We start from the raw sequence: 16,949 nt of genomic DNA, 5'->3' as shown, positions 1-16,949 counted from the left end.
AATATCGCTGCAGGCGATATCGGCGACCTATCGCCAACGTGTCATGTCCTGCCATGTGGGCGTGGCTCGAGAGGATCCCGAGCCGCGCCAGGGTCCCCGCCGACGGCGGGCCTTACTTCCCCAGCTCGAACACCACATCCAGACTGATCGACAGCGTGCTCTCACCCGGGGCGACCGGGGTGGTGTCGAAGGCTTCGGCCTTCATGGCGCGCGGGGCGGCGGCCATCATCATCGGGCGGAAGCCGCCGTTGCTGCCTTCTGAGATGCTGACGATGCGACGTACGCGCAGGCCAAGCGACTTGGCGTAGGTCTGGGCGCGGGTCTGGGCCTTCTCCAGGGCCGCCAGCCGGGCCTCGTCGTAGACCGGCTCGGGCTTGTCGATCTCGAAGGTCGGGCCATTGATCTGGTTGGCCCCCTGTGCGGCGAGCGCGTCCAGCACGTCGCCGAGCTTGCTGATGTCGCGAACCTTCAGGTTGACCGTGTTGCTGGCCTGGTAGCCGTTGATGCGCGGCGTTTCGTTGTCCTTGTACTGGTAGCGCGGGCTGAGGCTGACGCCGCTGCTCTGGATGTCCTTTTCGGGGATGCCGGCCTTGCGGATGGCGGCCATCACCTGGGTCATGCGGGTGGCGTTGAGCTTCATCGCCGCATCGCCTTCGTTGGCTTCGGTGACCACGCCGGCCGAGATCGTGGCCACGTCGGGCACGCGGCTGGCTTCGGCCTGGGCCGAGATGGTGAGCAGGGTGCCGTCGGCGGGCACCGCATAGCCGGCGGTGTTCTGGGCGTGGGCGGTCATGGTGGCGGTTCCGAGTGCGAGGGACAGGGCAAGCAGGAGGGGGCGCACGGGTGACAGACGCATGGGGTGTTGCTCCTTGGATCATGGTGGTCGGTCCAGGCCGGTGAGCCTGGGTCGATGGCAATGAACGAGCCGTGAGAGACAGTGGGGTCGGCCCCAGGCGGTCATGCTAGGTCCCCGTTCAGCTAGGTCGCGCGGGTTATCCTTAGACGATGCTCTATCTCGCCTCGCGTTCCCCCCGGCGCGCCGAACTGCTGACCCGCCTGGGCGTGGCATTCGTTCCGTTGGACGTTGAAGTTCCCGAAACCCGCCAGACCGGCGAAACCCCGCAGGATTACGTCGTGCGCGTGGCCCGGGACAAGGCGCAGGCCGGTCTTGCGCTGTGCCAGGCCGACGTCCAGGCCTGCGTGCTGGCCTCGGACACGGAGGTGGTGCTGGACGATGAGGTGTTCGGCAAGCCGGCCGACGCCGACGACGCGCAGGCCATGCTGGCGCGCCTGTCCGGCCGCACGCACCAGGTGATGACCTCGGTGTGGTTGCTCGGTCATCAGCGCGACCTGTCGGCGCTGGTGGTGTCTGAAGTCAGTTTCGCCAGCCTGTCCTCACGCCAGATCGCCGACTATGTCGCTGGCGGCGAGCCCATGGGCAAGGCCGGCGCGTATGCCATCCAGGGACGGGCCGAGCAATTCGTCGCGCATCTTTCCGGAAGCTATTCGGGTGTAATGGGATTGCCGCTGTACCAGACGGCGCAATTGCTCAGGCAGTGGGGGGAGCGCTAGATGTCCGAGGAAATCCTGATCAACGTCACCCCCCGCGAAACGCGCGTGGCGGTGGTGGAAAGCGGCATGCTGCAGGAGCTGCACATCGAGCGCGGCTGGCGCCGGGGCGTGGTGGGCAACATCTATCGCGGCAAGATTCAGCGGGTGATGCCGGGCATGCAGGCGGCCTTCGTCGAGGTGGGGCTGGAGCGCGCCGCGTTCCTGCACGCCAACGACATCGTCCGGCCCGCGCCGGCCGCCACGCCGATCCCCGAGGAACTAGCGGTGCCGGTGCCGTCGAACGTGCCGATCATGGACCTGGTCCGCGACGGGCAGGACGTGGTGGTGCAGGTGGTCAAGGACCCGATCGGCACCAAGGGCGCGCGCCTGACCACCCAGATCAGCATCCCCTCGCGCTACCTGGTGCTGCTGCCGCAGTCCAAGGTGATCGGCGTGTCGGCGCGGATCGAGGACGAGGCCGAGCGCGCCCGCCTGAAGGGCATCATCGCCGAGCTGGCCAGCAGCCATGGCAACCACGGCTACATCATCCGCACCAACGCCGAAGGCCAGCCGCCCGAGGCCCTGGCCGAGGACGTGGCCTACCTGTCGCGGGTGTGGAACATCGTGGACAAACGCGGCCGCGAGGCGCCGTCGCCCAGCATCATCTACGAGGACCTCAGCCTGCCCCTGCGCGCGGTGCGCGATCTGATCCGCAAGGACGTGGAAAAGGTGAAGGTGGATTCGCGCGAGACCTACGAGCGCCTGCAGGCCTTCGTCGCCAAGTACATGCCGCCGCTGGCCGAGAAGCTGGAGCTGTACACCGGCGACCGGCCGATCTTCGACCTGTACGGCGTGGAGGACGAGATCGGCCGCGCGCTGGACAAGCAGGTGCCGTTGAAATCCGGCGGCTACCTGGTCATCGACCAGACCGAGGCGATGACCACCATCGACGTCAACACCGGCTCGTTCCTGGGCCAGCGCAACCTGGAAGAAACCGTCTACCGCACCAACCTGGAAGCGGCCCAGGCCGTGGCCCGGCAACTGCGCCTGCGCAACCTGGGCGGCATCATCATCATCGACTTCATCGACATGACCGATGCCGAGCACAAGCGCCAGGTGCTACGCACCCTGGAGAAGGGCCTGGCGCGCGACCACGCCAAGACCACGGTGTACGACTTCTCCCCGCTGGGCCTGGTGGAGATGACCCGCAAGCGCACGGTGGAAAGCCTGGAGCGCCAGCTGTCCGAGCCCTGCCATGAGTGCGGCGGGCGCGGCAGCATCAAGACTGCCGAGACGGTGACCTACGAAGTGTTCCGCGAGATCACCCGCGCCACCCGGCAGTTCGAGGCCGGGCGCCTGCTGGTGATCGCCTCGCCCAAGGTGGTCACGCGCATCACCGACGAGGAGTCGCAGGCGGTGGCCGAGCTGGAGGAGTTCCTGGGCAAGTCGATCCGGTTCCAGGCCGACGAGCAATACCTGCAGGAGCAGTTCGACGTGGTGCTGCTGTGAGGCCGGGACCGGGGACCCGGGACCCGGGACCCGGGCAGCGCGCACGCTGCCGCGTGTCCGAGCACCAGGTCAGCGCCGCCGCCGTTGCGTTCCCGGGTCCCCTGTCCCCGGTCCCCGGTCCCGGCCTTTAAATGCACACCCCCCTGCGCCGCCGTCTGCGCCTGGCTCGTCGCACGCTGGCCTATGCCGCTGCCATCGCGCTGGTGGCGCTGGCCGTGCTGGTGGGCGTGCTCAGCCAGCTGCTGCCGATGGTGGAGCAGCGTCCGCAGCAGGTGGCCGCCTGGCTGAGCGCGCGCGCCGGCCAGCCGGTGCGTTTCGAGGCCATCCATACCCGCTGGACGCGACGCGGCCCGCTGCTGCAGTTCGATGGGCTGCGCGTGGGCCAGGGCCAGGGCGTGCGCGTGGGCCAGGTCGAGCTGCTGGTGTCGATGTATGCCGGGTTGTTGCCCGGGCGCTCGTTCACCGAGCTGCGCCTGCGTGGGGTGTCGCTGACCCTGGTGCGCGCCGATGACGGGGTGTGGTCGGTGCAGGGCCTGCCCAGCGGCGGCGGTGGCGGCGATCCGCTGGGCCAATTGGAAAAACTGGGCGAGCTGCAGGTCATCGACAGCCGCCTGGCCATCCAGGCCCCGTCGCTCAACTGGTCCGCGCAGCTGCCGCGCGTGGATCTGCGCCTGCGCGTGGACGGCGCGCGCGTGCACCTGGGCGCGCAGGCCTGGGCCCGCCAGGGCGGCAACCCGCTGCACGTGGCGGCCGATATCGACCGCCACCATGGCACCGGCACCGCGTTCCTGGGCGGGCAGGCCGTGGATCTGGTGCAGTGGGCCGGCGTGGCGCCGGATCTGGGCGTAGCGCTGAATGCAGGCAGTGGCGCGCTGCGGGCCTGGCTGCAGCTGCGCGAACACCGGGTCACCTCCGTGACGGCCGAGCTGCAGCTGCGCGACCTGCTGGCCACCGGCGAGCCTTTGCGTGAGGGCGATCGGCGGCCGCAGGCCAAGCTGGAGCGCCTGCAGGGCCGCGCGCGCTGGCGCCCGGCCGAGGGCGGTTGGCGGCTGGACGTGCCGCAGTTGCAGGCTGGCGATGCGCAGGCGCTGCAGGAGATCAAGGGCGTGTCCATCGGCGCCGGCGCGCAGCTGAGCGTCCTGGCCGAGCGGGCGCAGGTGTCCGCGTTGTTCCAGGCCCTGGCGCTGAGCGACCGCCTGAGCCCGGACCTGCGGCGCTGGCTGTTGGCGGCCAAGCCGCGGGTGGGCGTGTCCGGGCTGTCGCTGGCGGCCACCGGCGACGGCAAGCTCGCCCAGGCCAGCGGGCGCCTGGATGGTGTGGCCTTTGCCGCCGTTGGCGATGGCCCCGGCATCGCCGGCCTGGCCGGCGAGCTGCAAGGCGATGGGCATGGCCTGGCGCTGACGCTGGACCCCAAGGTGCCTTTCGTCTTCGACTGGCCGCGCGGGTTCGGCGTGCGTCACGACATCACCCTGACCGGGCAGATCGCCGGGTGGCGCGAAGGCGGGGGCTGGCGCGTGGGCACCCCGTCGCTGCGCATCCAGGGCCAGGACTATGCGGCCTCCGCACGCGGCGGGATGACCTTCCAGGGCGATGGCAGCCGCCCACGCATCGACCTGGCCGTGGACATCGACAGCGCGCCGGTGGTGGTGGCCAAGAAGTTCTGGGTGCACCACCGCATGCCGCAGGTGGCGGTGGACTGGCTGGACAACGGCCTGCAGGGCGGACGCATCACCGGCGGGCGCGCGGTGGTGTCCGGTGACCTGGACGACTGGCCCTTCACCGACCACAACGGGCGCTTCGAGGCGCGCGCGCGCATGGAAGGGGGCAAGATCGGCTTCCAGCCCGGCTGGCCCGCGGTGGAGCCGCTGGATGCCGAGCTGGCCTTCATCGGCAATGGTTTTTCGGTGGAGGGCAGCGGCACCCTGAGCGGCGTGCCGATCGAGCGCGTCACCGCCGGCATCGACGACTACCGCACCGGCTACCTGCGCGTGGATGCGCACAGCGCCACCGATGCGCGGCGCCTGCTGGAACTGGTCCGGCGCAGCCCGCTGCGCGCGATCACCCCGGAGACCTTCGACAGCATCAGCGCCTCCGGTCCGGCGCAGGTGGATTTCCACCTGCAGCTGCCCATGCGCGAGGCGCAGCCGCCGGCGCACACCATCACCGGTGAGGTCGCGCTGGCCGGTGCCGCGCTGGGCGACCCGCGCTACCAGCTGGCGCTGGAGCAGGTGCACGGCGGGGCGCGCTTCAATGAGGACGGGTTCGACGCCGAGGACCTGGCCGTGATGCGCGCCGGGCAGGCCGGCACGCTGGACCTGCGTGCCGGCGGCGACGTGCGCGATGCCTCCAAGGTGTTCGAGGGCGAACTGTCGGTGCCGATCACCGCCGCCGAACTGCTGCAGCAGACGCCGGAGATGAAGTGGCTCGCGCCGTACATGGAGGGTCGCTCGCGCTGGACCATCGGCGTCGACGTGGCCAAGGCCGCACCGGGCGCGCAGGAGGCCAGCAGCGCACTACACCTGCGCTCGGACCTCGTGGGCACCACGCTCAAGCTCCCGGCGCCGCTGGACAAGGCCGAGGGCGTGGCGCTGCCGACTACGGTGTCCACGCGCCTGCCGGTGGAAGGCAGTGACATCAACGTGGCCTTCGGCCAGCTGCTGGCGGTCAAGGCGCGCAGCCAGAACGGGCGCACGGGCGTGCGCGTGCAGCTGGGCAGCAGCCAGATCGCCGAGGCGGCGCCGGATTATGGGCTCATCGCCACTGGCCGCACCCGCACGCTGGACGCGCTGGACTGGATCAGCGTGGCGCGCAGCACGGCCGCGCCGGCAACGCCTGTGCGGCCGACCAATCCGGGGCCCATCGCGTTGCCAGTGACGCCGGCCGAGGATCGCCTGCCGCTGCAGCGCGTGGACCTGCAGGCCGATCACCTGCGCCTGCTGGGCAGTGATTTCCCGCAGACCCGCCTGCAGGTGCTGCCGGGCGAGCGCGCACTGCAGGTGCAATTGGACGGCCCATCGCTGGCGGGCGAGTTGCGCGTGCCGGACGATGAGCAGGAAGCCATCGAAGGCGAGCTGGCGCGGGTGCACTGGAAATCGGCCGCGCAGGATGGGCCCTCGGCCGAAGCCTCCCCGGCGCCGGCCGATTCGGCCACGGCCGTGGCCCAGCAGGCGCAGGACCCGGGCCGGCAGGCGCAGGCCCAGGAAGACACCGTCGACCCGGCCAACGTCCCATCCCTTGAGCTGGACATCGCCGACCTGCGCTTCGGCAGCGCCCAGCTCGGCCAGGCGCACCTGCGCACGCAGCGCCAGCCCGATGGCATGGTCATCCGGCAGCTGCAGCTGCGCGCGCCCAGCCAGCGCATCGACATCGACGGCGACTGGAAGCGCGTAGCCGGCGGCCAGCGCACGCAGCTGCGCAGCCGCATCGACAGCAACGACTACGGCAAGCTGCTCGCCGGGTTCGGCGCCACCGGCGTGCTCAGCGGCGGCCAGGGCACCCTGGAGATCGACGCGGCATGGCCTGGCAGCCCGGCCGACTTCGCCCTGGCCAACCTCGATGGCACGCTCAAGGTCGACACCCGCAACGGCCAGCTGGTGCAGCTGGATCCGGGCGCAGGCCGTGTGCTCAGCCTGTTCAGCCTGACCCAGCTGCCGCGCCGCATCCTGTTCGATTTCCGCGACCTGTTCTCCAAGGGCCTGGCCTTCAACGAGCTGCGCGGCAACGTGGCCTTCGGCCAGGGCAAGGCCAGCAGCGAGGACATGGCCATCAACGGGCCGGCGGCCAACATCCAGATCCGTGGCACCACCGACCTGAAGGCCCAGCAGTTCGACCAGACCATCCAGGTGCTGCCCAAGTCCGGCAACCTGCTCACCGTGGTCGGCGCGGTGGCCGGCGGGCCGGTCGGCGCGGCGGTGGGCGCGGCCGCCAACGCCGTGCTGGGTAAGCCGCTGGGCGAGATCGGCGCCAAGAACTACCGCGTCACCGGCCCATGGAAGGATCCACAGGTCGAGGAGCTCGGTCGCGATGGCAGCCCGGCCAAACCAGCGGCCACGCCGTCCCCGCCTGCACAGAATGCCCCCACGCCGTAACCTGACGGGTGCTGGCCCTTGCCTGGCCGGTGTCCTGCCCTCAACTGGATCGACATGACCGCACTGACTCTCGCCGAACATCGCCTGCTGCTGCCTGCCGGGCTGGACACGCATGGACTGGAACGCGCCTTCGGCACGCTGCTGGGCCCGGGGATCGATTTCGGCGACCTGTACTTCCAGCACGCCCGGCGCGAGAGCTGGACGGTGGAGGACGGCATCGTCAAGGACGGCGCGCACTCGATCGAGCAGGGCGTGGGCGTGCGCGCGATTTCCGGCGAGAAGACCGGCTTTGCCTACTCCGACGACCTCAACGCCCAGGCCTTGCTGGAAGCGGCCGGCTCGGCGCGCGCCATCGCCCGCGATGGACGCGCCCAGGCGCCGCAGTCGCTGGTGAGCGGCCGTGGCCGCGCGCTGTACGCGCCGGAAGATCCCATCGACGGCCTGGGCAATGACGCCAAGGTCGAGGCGCTGCGGCGCGTGGACCGTTTCCTGCGCGCGGCCGACCCGCGGGTCAAGCAGGTCACCGTGAGCCTGGCCGGCGGCGTGGACACGGTGCTGGTGGCGCGCAGCGACGGCGTGCTCGGCGCCGACGTGCGCCCGCTGGTGCGGCTGAACATCCAGGTCATCGTCGAACAGAACGGCCGCCGCGAGTCCGGCTATGCCGGCTACGGCGGCCGCTACGCCTACAGCGAACTGCTGGGCAACGGCCGGCCGGAGGAATTCGCCCGCGAGGCCCTGCGCCAGGCGCTGGTGAACCTGGAGGCCATCGAGGCCCCGGCCGGGGTCATGCCGGTGGTGCTGGGCGCCGGCTGGCCGGGCGTGCTGCTGCACGAGGCCGTCGGCCACGGGCTGGAGGGCGACTTCAACCGCAAGGGCACCAGCGTGTACGCCGGCCGCATCGGCCAGCGGGTGGCCTCGCCCGGCGTGACCATCGTCGACGACGGCACTCTGGAAGGCCGCCGCGGCTCGCTCAACATCGACGACGAAGGCACGCCGACCCACTGCACCACGCTGATCAAGGACGGCATCCTGGTCGGCTACATGCAGGACACCCACAACGCGCGCCTGATGGGCATGGCGCCTACCGGCAACGGCCGCCGCGAGTCCTTCGCGCACCTGCCGATGCCACGCATGACCAACACCTACATGCTGGCCGGCCAGCACACGCGCGAGGAGATGATCCGCTCGGTCAAGAAGGGCCTGTACGCGGTGAACTTCGGCGGCGGGCAGGTGGATATCACCAGCGGCAAGTACGTGTTCTCCGCCACCGAGGCCTACCTGATCGAGGATGGCAAGGTCACCGCGCCGGTCAAGGGCGCCACCCTGATCGGCAACGGCCCGGAGACCATGCGCAAGGTCAGCATGATCGGCAACGACATGGAGCTCGATGCCGGCGTCGGCGTTTGCGGCAAGGACGGGCAGAGCGTGCCGGTCGGCGTGGGCCAGCCCTCGCTGCTGATCGATGGCCTTACTGTCGGCGGCACCAAGGCCTGATGCCGCCGTCCGGCATGGTGTGGGCTGCGGACTTCATGCCAGGACCGCCAGGGCCTGGCTCAATCTTCGCGTTCGTCGAGCGCGTCGTCGTCTTCATCGGGCGCCACATCGTCGCGGCCCTCTTCCGCGCCCAGCAACTGGCGGACCGCGCGGTAGAGCGCGCGATACGAGGCCGGCGGCTTGTTCTTGCGGCGTTCGTCGGCCACGTTGCGGATCAGCTGGCGCAGCTGCTGGCGATCGGCCTGCGGGTGCAGGTCCAGCAGTTCGGTCAACGCGTCCGGCTCTTCGAGCAGGCGCTCGCGCCAGGTTTCGGCCTGGTGCATCAGCGCGGTGTCGCGACGCGCGCTTTCCCCGCCCAGGGACATCGCATCGCGGATCGCCTCCAGCGTGGCGTCGTCTTCCTTGCGCATCTGCTTGGCCAGAAACTGCAGCTGGCGCTTGTGCGCGATGTGCGAGGTGACCTTCTTGGTGTCGCGCACGTGCTCGGCCAGCTCCTCGCTCAGCGGCAGCTGGGCCAGCTGCGCCGGGGTCAGCGCCACCAGTTGCTCGGCCAGCTCGCGCACTTCCAGCGCGTCCTTGCGTTGCTGGGTACGGCTGGGGCTGAAAAATTCACCGGTTTCCTCGTCGCGACCGCGCATGACTCACCTGCTGTAGTGCCTGAACAATTCCGCTGGCGCGTCGCGCCCGCACTCGCGACCGATTCGCGAACCTGAAAGGATAAGCCATTGAACGCAAGCATCTCCGTCCCGGCCCCGGCCGACACCAGCCTGGCGCGGCTGGATCACCTCTCCGACCTGTCCGCCCGCCTGCTGGACATGGCCCGCGCCGGCGGCGCCAGCCAGGCCGAGGTGTCCTGCAATGAGGAGCGCGGGCTCAATGTGAACGTGCGCATGGGCGAGGTGGAAACCGTGGAGTCCACCCGCGACCGCGGTATCGCCGTGACCGTCTACTTCGGCCAGCGCAAGGGCAGTGCCAGCACCGCCGACCTGCGCGAGGACAGCCTGCAGGCCACGGTGGACCAGGCCTGCGCGATCGCGCGCTACACCGAGGACGACGAGGCCGCCGGCCTGGCCGATGCCGAAGGCATGGCGCGTGAGTTCCCGGACCTGGACCTGTGGCACCCCTGGGAGATCGACGCCGACCGCGCGGTGGACCTGGCGCTGGCCTGCGAAGCGGCCGGGCGCGATGCCGACGCGCGCATTCGCAACTCCGACGGCGCCTCGGTGGGCACCGGGGAAAGCGTGTCGGTCTATGCCAACTCGCATGGCTTCATCGGCCGCGAGCGCAGCACCCACCACAGCCTGGGCTGCGCGCTGATCGCCGGCGAGGGCGACGGCATGCAGCGCGATGGCTGGTACACCACCGGCCTGTCCGGGCAGGACCTGGATGACCCCAAGTCGGTCGGCCGCCGCGCCGCCGAGCGCACCGTGGCGCGGTTGCAGCCGCGTTCGGTGCCCACCGGCCAGTACCCGGTGCTGTACAGCGCCGAGGTCGCCCGTTCCCTGATTGGGCACCTGCTGGGCGCAGTGTCCGGTGGGGCGCTGTATCGCCGCGCCAGCTTCCTGCTGGATCACGCCGGCCAGCAGATCTTCCCGGAGTGGTTCTCCATCGAGGAGCTGCCGCGCCTGCGCCGCGGCCTGCGTTCGGGCAGCTTCGATGCCGAAGGCACCGCCACTCGCGACTCGATGCTGGTGCAGGCCGGCGTGCTGGAGCGCTATGTGCTGGGCAGTTACTCGGCGCGCAAGCTGGGGCTGAAGACCACCGCCAACGCCGGCGGCGTGCACAACCTGAAGGTCTCGACCAATGCCGGTGGCCTGGACACCTTGCTGGGTGGCATGACCCGCGGTTTGTTGGTGACCGAGCTGATGGGGCAGGGCGTGAACCCGGTGACCGGCGACTACTCGCGGGGCGCCGGCGGCTTCTGGGTGGAGAACGGGCAACTGGCCTATCCGGTGGACAACGTCACCGTGGCCGGCAACCTCAAGGACATGTTCCGGTCCATCGAGGCGGTCGGCACCGACGTGGACCGGCGTTCGCACATCGCCATGGGCTCGGTGTTGCTGGGCCGCATGATGGTGGCCGGTGGCGAGGCCTGACACGCGCCTGTTGACAGCATCAGGGCACGTGAAGAGAGTGTCGCGGCAGCCAGGGGCGCAAACGGTCCCAGCGCACCACCACCCATCGCCCAAGGACTGATTCATGAGTGAATTCGACAATGTGACCGCCCCGCCGCCGCCGCCCGTGGGCGCCATCGCCCCCCAGGAGGAGCGCACCATGGCGCTGGTCGCCCACCTGCTGGGCATCTTCACCTGGTTCGTCGGCGCCTTGATCATCTGGCTGATCAACAAGGATGCGCAGCCGCGCAAGGCCTTCGTGATCGATCAGTCCAAGGAGGCGCTGAACTTCCAGATCACCCTGACGATCGCCTTCGTCGCGGCGTTTATCCTGACGGTGATTTCCTTTGGCATCCTGTTCTTCCTGCCGGGTCTGGTCGGTATCGCCGGCCTGGTGTTCTCGATCATCGCCGCGGTCAAGGCCAACAACGGCGAGGCCTATCGCTATCCCTTCGCGCTGCGCCTGATCAAGTAAGGCGTCGGCAGCAGCGAGCCGAGCGAAGGCCTGGCATGGCAGGACGCGCTCGGCTCAAGCCGCCGTGCCCAGGCAGTCCCCGTGGCGACGGTGGATGGAGGAGCGCCATCCACCCTACGGGCGACACGTCACCATGCGCACGTTCGTGTCGCGGCGGGTGTGGGAGCGCGTGATTCATCCCACGTAGGGTGGACAACGCGAAGCTTGTCCACCGAGGCCAGCCGCGGCTGAGGCTGGCACGCCACCACGCCCGTGTTTTTCCGCCTCGTGTCGATGGTGGATGGAAGAGCGCCATCCACCCTACGGGCGACACGTCACCATGCGCACGTTCGTGTCGCAGCGGGTGTGGGGGCGCGTGATTCATCCCACGTAGGGTGGACAACGCGAAGCTTGTCCACCGAGGCCCGCCACGGCGAGGCTGGCACGCCACAACGTCCATGTTGTTCGTATGGTGACGATGGTGGATGGAAGAGCGTCATCCACCCTACGGGCGACACGCCACCATGCGCACGTTCGTGTCGCGGCGGGTGTGGGGGCGCGTGATTCATCCCACGTAGGGTGGACAACGCGAAGCTTGTCCACCAGAGCGCTCGCGGCGGCAAGGCAGCCCCGACTCGCTCGAGGGCGTCACGCTATTCACTCAAGCGCCGCATCCCGCCTGCCCGAAACCGGCACCCTCACTCCTCGCTCCTCTGCGCTCACTCCTGCCTCAATGCACGCGCTCCACTGCCTGCCGGGCCAGGGCGGCCAAGGGCGCGGCGCGCTCGCCGAACGGCGCCAGCGCCGCCTGCATGCGCCCGGCCAGCTCGGTCAGCGTGCCCCGTGCGCCGTCCATGCCCAGCAGGGCCGGATAGGTGGACTTGTCGTTGGCCGCGTCCTTGCCGGCGGTCTTGCCCAGCTGCTCGGAGCTGGCTTCCACGTCCAGGATGTCGTCGCGCACCTGGAAGGCCACGCCCAGGTCTGTGGCGAAGGCGTCCAACTGCTGCAGGGTGACCGGTTCGGCACCGCCGGCCAGCGCCCCCATGCGCACGCTGGCGCGGATCAGCGCGCCGGTCTTCAGCCCGTGCATGTGCTGCAGCTGCTGCAGCGACTGTGCCTGGCCGGTGGCGTCGATATCCAGCGCCTGGCCGCCGCACATGCCGGCCACGCCGCTGGCCTCGGCCAGGGTCGCGGCCCAGGCCAGGCGCAGCTCGGCCGGGGCCGGGGCGTTGAGCAGGACGTGGAAGGCCAGCGTCTGCAAGGCATCGCCGGCCAGGATCGCGGTGGCCTCGTCGAAGGCCACGTGCACGGTGGGACGGCCACGGCGCAGGGCATCGTCGTCCATCGCCGGCAGATCGTCGTGCACCAGCGAGTAGGCGTGGATCAGCTCCACAGCCGCGGCGGCGGCATCCATGCGCTCGTCCGGCGCGCCCAGCAAGCGACCTGCGGCATAGACCAGCTGTGGCCGCATGCGCTTGCCGCCACCAAGCACGGCGTAGCGCATGGCCGCATGCAGGCGCTGCGGGGCCAGGGCCGGGTCGGGCAGGGCGGCGAGCAGGCTGGCCTCGGTGCGCGCGGACCAGCGCGCGGCGTCGCCGCTCAGGTCACGGGGCATCGGGCAGCGGATCGAAGGGCTGGGCCTGTTCCGGGCGTTCGGGATCGGTGAGCAGGCGCACGCGCAGCTCGGCCTGCTCCAGCGCGCCCTGGCAGGCGCGGTACAGGCCCACCCCGCGCTCGTAGGCGGCCAGCGAATCCTCCAGGCTCATCTCGCCCTGCTCCATGCGGGCGACCAGTTGCTCCAGTTCCTCGAGCGACTGTTCGAAATGGGCGACGGGCGAGGCGTCGGCGGCGGTTTTCTTCGGCATGGAGAAAGTGTGGGCCGCCCCGGTGACCGGGTCAATCGCGCTGCCAGCGCAACTGGCCGCGATGCTCGTGCAGCCAGCGCTGCAGGGTGTCGCCGATCACCGCATCGCCGGCCGCCAGCAGCGCGCCGCCGGGCTCGAACAGCAGCGGCAGGCGCGGCCGCTCCCACGGCGGGATCCCCGAGTCCTGCAGCACGTGCTTGAGCGCGTGGGTGTGCTCGCGTCCGGGCAGGCGGATGCGCTCGCCACCCTGCCGCGCACGCACGGTCACCGTGGCGGGGAACGCGGTGGCGCCGTCCAGGTGCAGGCTGCCGCCATCGGGCAGCACCAGCGGCATGCGCCCATCCCACTGCGCGCTCCAGCGCGGCGACAGTGGCCCATGCGGCCGATGGGCGTAGAGCTGCCCGCGCCAGCGCACGATGCGCGCGCCGGCCCAGTCGAAGTGCGGCAACGCGTCCTCGCGGGCGTCGAGCAGGTCCTGGCTAACGCGCGCCACTCCCTGCGCGGGCAGGGGCGGCAAGGTGCAGCGCGCGATCCAGGCGCGCAGCACCCGCGCGCGGCGCGGCGCCGGCAGGGCGCGCAGGCCTTGCACGGACAGGCGCGGCGGATCGCCTTGGCTCACGTCCTGCAGCGCGTGCGCATCGTCCTCGGACAAAAGGTCGGCGGCGGACTGCGCCAGCTCGGCGGCGCGGGCGAAGCTGGCGGCGACGTGCGGCCAGCGCCGTTGCAGCAGCGGGAATACCTCATGGCGCAGGAAGTTGCGGTCCAGGTCGGTGTCGGCATTGCTGGGGTCCTCGATCCACGCCAGCCGGCGCGCGCGCGCCCAGGCCAGCAGCTGCGCGCGCGGCACCTGCAACCACGGCCGCCAATGCCAACCCTGCGCGAAAGGCCGCCAGGCACGCATCGCGCCCAACCCCTCGCTGCCCGAAGCGCGCAGGGCGCGCAGCAGGAAGGTCTCGGCCTGGTCGTCGCGATGGTGCGCGGTGGCCAGCACCTCGCCCTTGCGCAGCGTGCCGGCGATGGCCGCATAGCGGGCGCGGCGCGCGGCCGCTTCCAGTCCATCCCCGGCCTGGACCACCTCCACCCGATGCACGATCAGCTCCAGATGCAGCGCCTTGCATACCTCCTGGCAGTGCGCCGTCCAGGCATCGGCGCGCGCATGCAGGCCGTGATGGACATGCAGGACGCGCAGGCCCTGGGCGCGCAGGCCGGGCGTTTCGGCCAGCGCATGCAGCAGCGCGGTCGAGTCCAGTCCGCCGCTGAAGGCCACGCACACCGGCGCGGCGGCGGCTTCAGCGGGCAGGGTCAGGGGCGGCAGCATGCGCGCAGTCTAGCGGCCTGCCCGCGGGCGGCGGCGTGCAGGCGCGGCATGCGATGCTGCGCATCGACGCGGCTGGGTGAGGACGACATGCGATGGCGACATGGCAGCGGCGATGGACCCGCATCGCGATCGGCTGGTGCATCGCGATGCCGCTGGTGGCCCTGGCGATGTATGCACTGGATCCCTGGCACGCGCGCTCTTGGGATCCGCGCGAACGCGTGCTCGGCTACGGCCCGTACCTGGTGCCGTCCGCGTCGATGGCGCCGACCGTCTCCACCGGCCAGATCGTGCTGGTCAACGTCGGCTACTACGCGCGGCATGCCCCGGCGCGCGGAGACATCGTGATCTTCATCAGCCCGGAGGACGGCAACCGCTGGATCAAGCGCGTGATCGGCCTGCCGGGCGAGCGCGTCGCCCTGGTCGAGGGACAACTCCAGGTCGACGGCCAGCACGTGGAGGAGCCGTACGTGGCCTCGGGCAATGCGGTTTTGGACGATGCGTGGACGATGGCGGAGACCCGGGTACCCGACGGGCACGTCCTGTTGCTGGGCGACAATCGCGACAACAGCCTGGACGGGCGCAGGTTCGGCACCACGCCGGTCGATGACCTCACCGGCAAGGTCACGCGCATCCTGTCCGGGCCGCGTGCGCGAGGCGTGGATGGGCAGTAGGCCCGCGCATCGAAGGCAGCGCGCGCCTGTGTCAGCGCGCGGGAACAGGCGTGGGGCGGTCTTTCAGCCCAGCTCGGCCAACTGACGCCTGGCCAGCGCGATCCACTCCTTCTGCTCGCGCTGGTAGTAGCGCGGCGCGGTGGCCGAGCGCTCGACGATCTCCTGGAACAGCGCACGCGCCTGGTCGACGCGTTGCTGGCGACGCAGCAGCAGGCCGTAGCGGGCGCGGGCCTCTTCGCCCGGATAGCCCTTGGCCACCACCGCGTATTCCTCCAAGGCCTTGTCGATGTCGCCGCTGTCCTCCACGGCGCGCGCGTACAGCAGGTGGCCATCGGGCGAGCGAAAGTTCGGATTGGCCGCGATCAGCGCTTCCAGCGTGGCCCGCGCCTGGGCCGGCTCGCCCATGCCGTACTGCGCCTGCGCCAGGCCCAGCATCAGGTCCGGGTCCTGGGCATACAGGCCCTTGAGCGATTCGCGATAGAGCGCAGCGGCACCGGCATGGTCGCCGGCGGCCAGGCGTTCGGCGGCCGCGGCACGGCGGTTGGTCTGGGTGTCGGCCACGCGCAGCTGCTGCTCGGCCTGGCGACGCGTGCGCCCCGGATCGACCGTGGCCTGTACCTTGCGCGCCACGCGCCGCGCCGCGCCGCCGTTGCGCAGGTCCGGCACCACCTCGGCGATGAAATAGATCAACACCGCCAGGTAGGAAAACAGCAGCAGGATGAAGATCCAGTACATCGGCCGGCCGGTGCGCACCACATGCACGCAGCAGGCGACCTGCAACACGATGGACAACAGCAGCACGGGGCTCATCGCTCGGATCCTTCGGTGACAGGCGGCGGCATTCCGTTGCCGCGGTGGGGGTCAGGGGTCAGGCGGCTCAGGCGGCCTCGTAGGCGCCGTAGCCGCGCAGGCGCTGGTAGCGGTTGGCGACCAGGGTCTCGGTGGACAGGGCGCTCAGGGCGTCGAGCTCGTTGATCAGTACCGCCTTCAGGCGCGTGGCCATTTGCCGCGGATTGCGGTGCGCACCGCCGGTGGGCTCGCGCACCACCTTGTCCACCAGGCCCAGCTCGTGCAGGCGCTTGGCGGTCATGCCCAGCTGCTCGGCCGCGTCCTTGGCCTTGCCCGCGTCCTTCCACAGGATCGAGGCGCAGCCCTCGGGGGTGATCACCGAGTAGGTGCTGTACTCCAGCATGATCGTGCGGTCGCCCACGCCGATGGCCAGCGCGCCGCCCGAGCCGCCTTCGCCGATCACAGTGCAGATGATCGGCACCTTCAGCTCGGCCATCTCGATCAGGTTGCGGGCGATGGCCTCGGACTGGCCGCGCTCCTCGGCGTCGATGCCAGGCCAGGCGCCAGCCGTGTCGATCAGGGTCAGCACCGGCAGGCCGAAGCGCTCGGCCAGCTTCATCAGGCGCAGCGCCTTGCGGTAGCCCTCCGGCTTGGGCATGCCGAAGTTGCGCATGATCTTTTCCTTGGTCGCGCGCCCCTTCTGGTGGCCGATCACCATCACCGCCCGGCCGTCCAGGCGGGCCAGGCCGCCGATGATCGCCTTGTCGTCGGCGAAGGCGCGGTCGCCGGCCAGCTCCTGGAATTCGTCGAACATCGCGCGGATGTAGTCGGCCGTGTACGGCCGGGCCGGGTGGCGCGAGAGCTGGGACACCTGCCAGGGCGTGAGGTCGCGGAAGATCTGCGCGGTGCGCAGGCGCAGCTTGTCCTGCAGGGCACGCACTTCGGCGTCGACGTTGACCGCCGGGCCGGCGCTGGCGCTGCGCAGTTCCTGGATCTTGGCTTCCAGATCGGCGATGGGCTGTTCGAAATCGAGGTAGTTCGGGTTCATCATTGGGCCGTGGGCCGGTAAAGGAGGGAGTTTAGCCGATGCCCGCCG

General features: G+C 70.4%; 14 protein-coding genes. 7 read left to right on the top strand and 7 right to left on the bottom strand.

Going from position 1 to position 16,949, the window contains the following annotated elements; all coding sequences use genetic code 11:
* Positions 1-112: 112 nt before the first annotated feature.
* The gene (locus tag EPA99_RS00895; RefSeq protein WP_129469312.1) at positions 113-856 is read right to left on the bottom strand and encodes an SIMPL domain-containing protein; all 744 of its coding nucleotides are present in this window, start codon (positions 854-856) and stop codon (positions 113-115) included.
* Positions 857-1,005: 149 nt separating this feature from the next.
* Here EPA99_RS00895 and EPA99_RS00890 point away from each other — a divergent pair, with 149 nt between their 5' ends.
* The 4 genes from EPA99_RS00890 to tldD all read left to right on the top strand — a co-directional run bounded on the left by EPA99_RS00890 (position 1,006) and on the right by tldD (position 8,642).
* Complete coding sequence (locus EPA99_RS00890; RefSeq protein WP_129469311.1) at positions 1,006-1,572, top strand: Maf family nucleotide pyrophosphatase; 567 nt, start codon at positions 1,006-1,008, stop codon at positions 1,570-1,572.
* Positions 1,573-3,060, top strand: coding sequence for a ribonuclease G (gene rng, locus EPA99_RS00885; RefSeq protein WP_129469310.1), 1,488 nt, complete (start codon positions 1,573-1,575; stop codon positions 3,058-3,060).
* Between the two features lie 131 nt (positions 3,061-3,191).
* Complete coding sequence (locus EPA99_RS00880) at positions 3,192-7,148, top strand: YhdP family protein (protein WP_129469309.1); 3,957 nt, start codon at positions 3,192-3,194, stop codon at positions 7,146-7,148.
* A 54-nt stretch (positions 7,149-7,202) separates the two neighbouring features.
* The gene (gene tldD, locus EPA99_RS00875) at positions 7,203-8,642 is read left to right on the top strand and encodes a metalloprotease TldD (protein ID WP_129469308.1); all 1,440 of its coding nucleotides are present in this window, start codon (positions 7,203-7,205) and stop codon (positions 8,640-8,642) included.
* Positions 8,643-8,701: 59 nt separating this feature from the next.
* Here tldD and yjgA read toward each other — a convergent pair whose 3' ends face one another.
* Positions 8,702-9,280, bottom strand: coding sequence for a ribosome biogenesis factor YjgA (gene yjgA, locus EPA99_RS00870; protein WP_129469307.1), 579 nt, complete (start codon positions 9,278-9,280; stop codon positions 8,702-8,704).
* Positions 9,281-9,367: 87 nt separating this feature from the next.
* Between yjgA and pmbA the strand changes: the two genes are divergently transcribed.
* Positions 9,368-10,738 carry a metalloprotease PmbA gene (gene pmbA / locus EPA99_RS00865; protein ID WP_129469306.1) on the top strand — a complete coding sequence of 457 codons (1,371 nt, stop codon included), beginning with the start codon at positions 9,368-9,370 and terminating at the stop codon, positions 10,736-10,738.
* Positions 10,739-10,841: 103 nt separating this feature from the next.
* Entirely contained in the window at positions 10,842-11,231 is a 390-nt protein-coding gene (locus EPA99_RS00860) for a DUF4870 domain-containing protein (protein WP_129469305.1), read from the top strand.
* Positions 11,232-11,940: 709 nt separating this feature from the next.
* Here the strand turns inward: EPA99_RS00860 and EPA99_RS00855 are convergent.
* Genes EPA99_RS00855 through tilS form a run of 3 tightly spaced genes read right to left on the bottom strand, consistent with a single transcriptional unit; the run spans position 11,941 to position 14,393 of the window.
* Entirely contained in the window at positions 11,941-12,825 is an 885-nt protein-coding gene (locus EPA99_RS00855) for a polyprenyl synthetase family protein (protein WP_129469304.1), read from the bottom strand.
* Positions 12,815-13,075 carry an exodeoxyribonuclease VII small subunit gene (locus EPA99_RS00850; protein WP_129469303.1) on the bottom strand — a complete coding sequence of 87 codons (261 nt, stop codon included), beginning with the start codon at positions 13,073-13,075 and terminating at the stop codon, positions 12,815-12,817. Before EPA99_RS00850 ends, EPA99_RS00855 begins: the two co-directional genes overlap by 11 nt.
* Positions 13,076-13,106: 31 nt before the next feature.
* On the bottom strand, positions 13,107-14,393 hold the full coding sequence (gene tilS, locus EPA99_RS00845; protein ID WP_129469302.1) for a tRNA lysidine(34) synthetase TilS: 1,287 nt from the start codon (positions 14,391-14,393) through the stop codon (positions 13,107-13,109).
* Between the two features lie 92 nt (positions 14,394-14,485).
* Between tilS and lepB the strand changes: the two genes are divergently transcribed.
* Positions 14,486-15,064, top strand: coding sequence for a signal peptidase I (gene lepB, locus EPA99_RS00840; protein WP_129469301.1), 579 nt, complete (start codon positions 14,486-14,488; stop codon positions 15,062-15,064).
* A gap of 63 nt (positions 15,065-15,127) precedes the next feature.
* Here lepB and EPA99_RS00835 read toward each other — a convergent pair whose 3' ends face one another.
* Together EPA99_RS00835 and EPA99_RS00830 are read right to left on the bottom strand one after the other, a co-directional pair.
* On the bottom strand, positions 15,128-15,874 hold the full coding sequence (locus EPA99_RS00835) for a tetratricopeptide repeat protein (RefSeq protein WP_129469300.1): 747 nt from the start codon (positions 15,872-15,874) through the stop codon (positions 15,128-15,130).
* A gap of 67 nt (positions 15,875-15,941) precedes the next feature.
* Positions 15,942-16,901 (bottom strand): acetyl-CoA carboxylase carboxyltransferase subunit alpha, encoded by a 960-nt coding sequence (locus EPA99_RS00830; protein WP_129469299.1) that lies wholly within the window; start codon positions 16,899-16,901, stop codon positions 15,942-15,944.
* Between the last annotated feature and the right edge of the window lie 48 nt (positions 16,902-16,949).

The sequence above is a fragment of the Pseudoxanthomonas composti genome (assembly GCF_004122095.1).
GTDB classification, from domain to species: domain Bacteria; phylum Pseudomonadota; class Gammaproteobacteria; order Xanthomonadales; family Xanthomonadaceae; genus Pseudoxanthomonas_A; species Pseudoxanthomonas_A composti.
This window is presented reverse-complemented; position numbering and strand designations above follow the sequence as displayed.

Excerpts from the sequence above, each read along its gene's own strand:
- EPA99_RS00895 (WP_129469312.1), bottom strand. The coding sequence starts at position 856 with ATGCGTCTGTCACCCGTGCGCCCCCTCCTGCTTGCCCTGTCCCTCGCA.
- EPA99_RS00890 (WP_129469311.1), top strand. The coding sequence starts at position 1,006 with ATGCTCTATCTCGCCTCGCGTTCCCCCCGGCGCGCCGAACTGCTGACC.
- rng (WP_129469310.1), top strand. The coding sequence starts at position 1,573 with ATGTCCGAGGAAATCCTGATCAACGTCACCCCCCGCGAAACGCGCGTG.
- EPA99_RS00880 (WP_129469309.1), top strand. The coding sequence starts at position 3,192 with ATGCACACCCCCCTGCGCCGCCGTCTGCGCCTGGCTCGTCGCACGCTG.
- tldD (WP_129469308.1), top strand. The coding sequence starts at position 7,203 with ATGACCGCACTGACTCTCGCCGAACATCGCCTGCTGCTGCCTGCCGGG.
- yjgA (WP_129469307.1), bottom strand. The coding sequence starts at position 9,280 with ATGCGCGGTCGCGACGAGGAAACCGGTGAATTTTTCAGCCCCAGCCGT.
- EPA99_RS00860 (WP_129469305.1), top strand. The coding sequence starts at position 10,842 with ATGAGTGAATTCGACAATGTGACCGCCCCGCCGCCGCCGCCCGTGGGC.
- EPA99_RS00855 (WP_129469304.1), bottom strand. The coding sequence starts at position 12,825 with ATGCCCCGTGACCTGAGCGGCGACGCCGCGCGCTGGTCCGCGCGCACC.
- EPA99_RS00850 (WP_129469303.1), bottom strand. The coding sequence starts at position 13,075 with ATGCCGAAGAAAACCGCCGCCGACGCCTCGCCCGTCGCCCATTTCGAA.
- tilS (WP_129469302.1), bottom strand. The coding sequence starts at position 14,393 with ATGCTGCCGCCCCTGACCCTGCCCGCTGAAGCCGCCGCCGCGCCGGTG.
- lepB (WP_129469301.1), top strand. The coding sequence starts at position 14,486 with ATGGCGACATGGCAGCGGCGATGGACCCGCATCGCGATCGGCTGGTGC.
- EPA99_RS00835 (WP_129469300.1), bottom strand. The coding sequence starts at position 15,874 with ATGAGCCCCGTGCTGCTGTTGTCCATCGTGTTGCAGGTCGCCTGCTGC.
- EPA99_RS00830 (WP_129469299.1), bottom strand. The coding sequence starts at position 16,901 with ATGAACCCGAACTACCTCGATTTCGAACAGCCCATCGCCGATCTGGAA.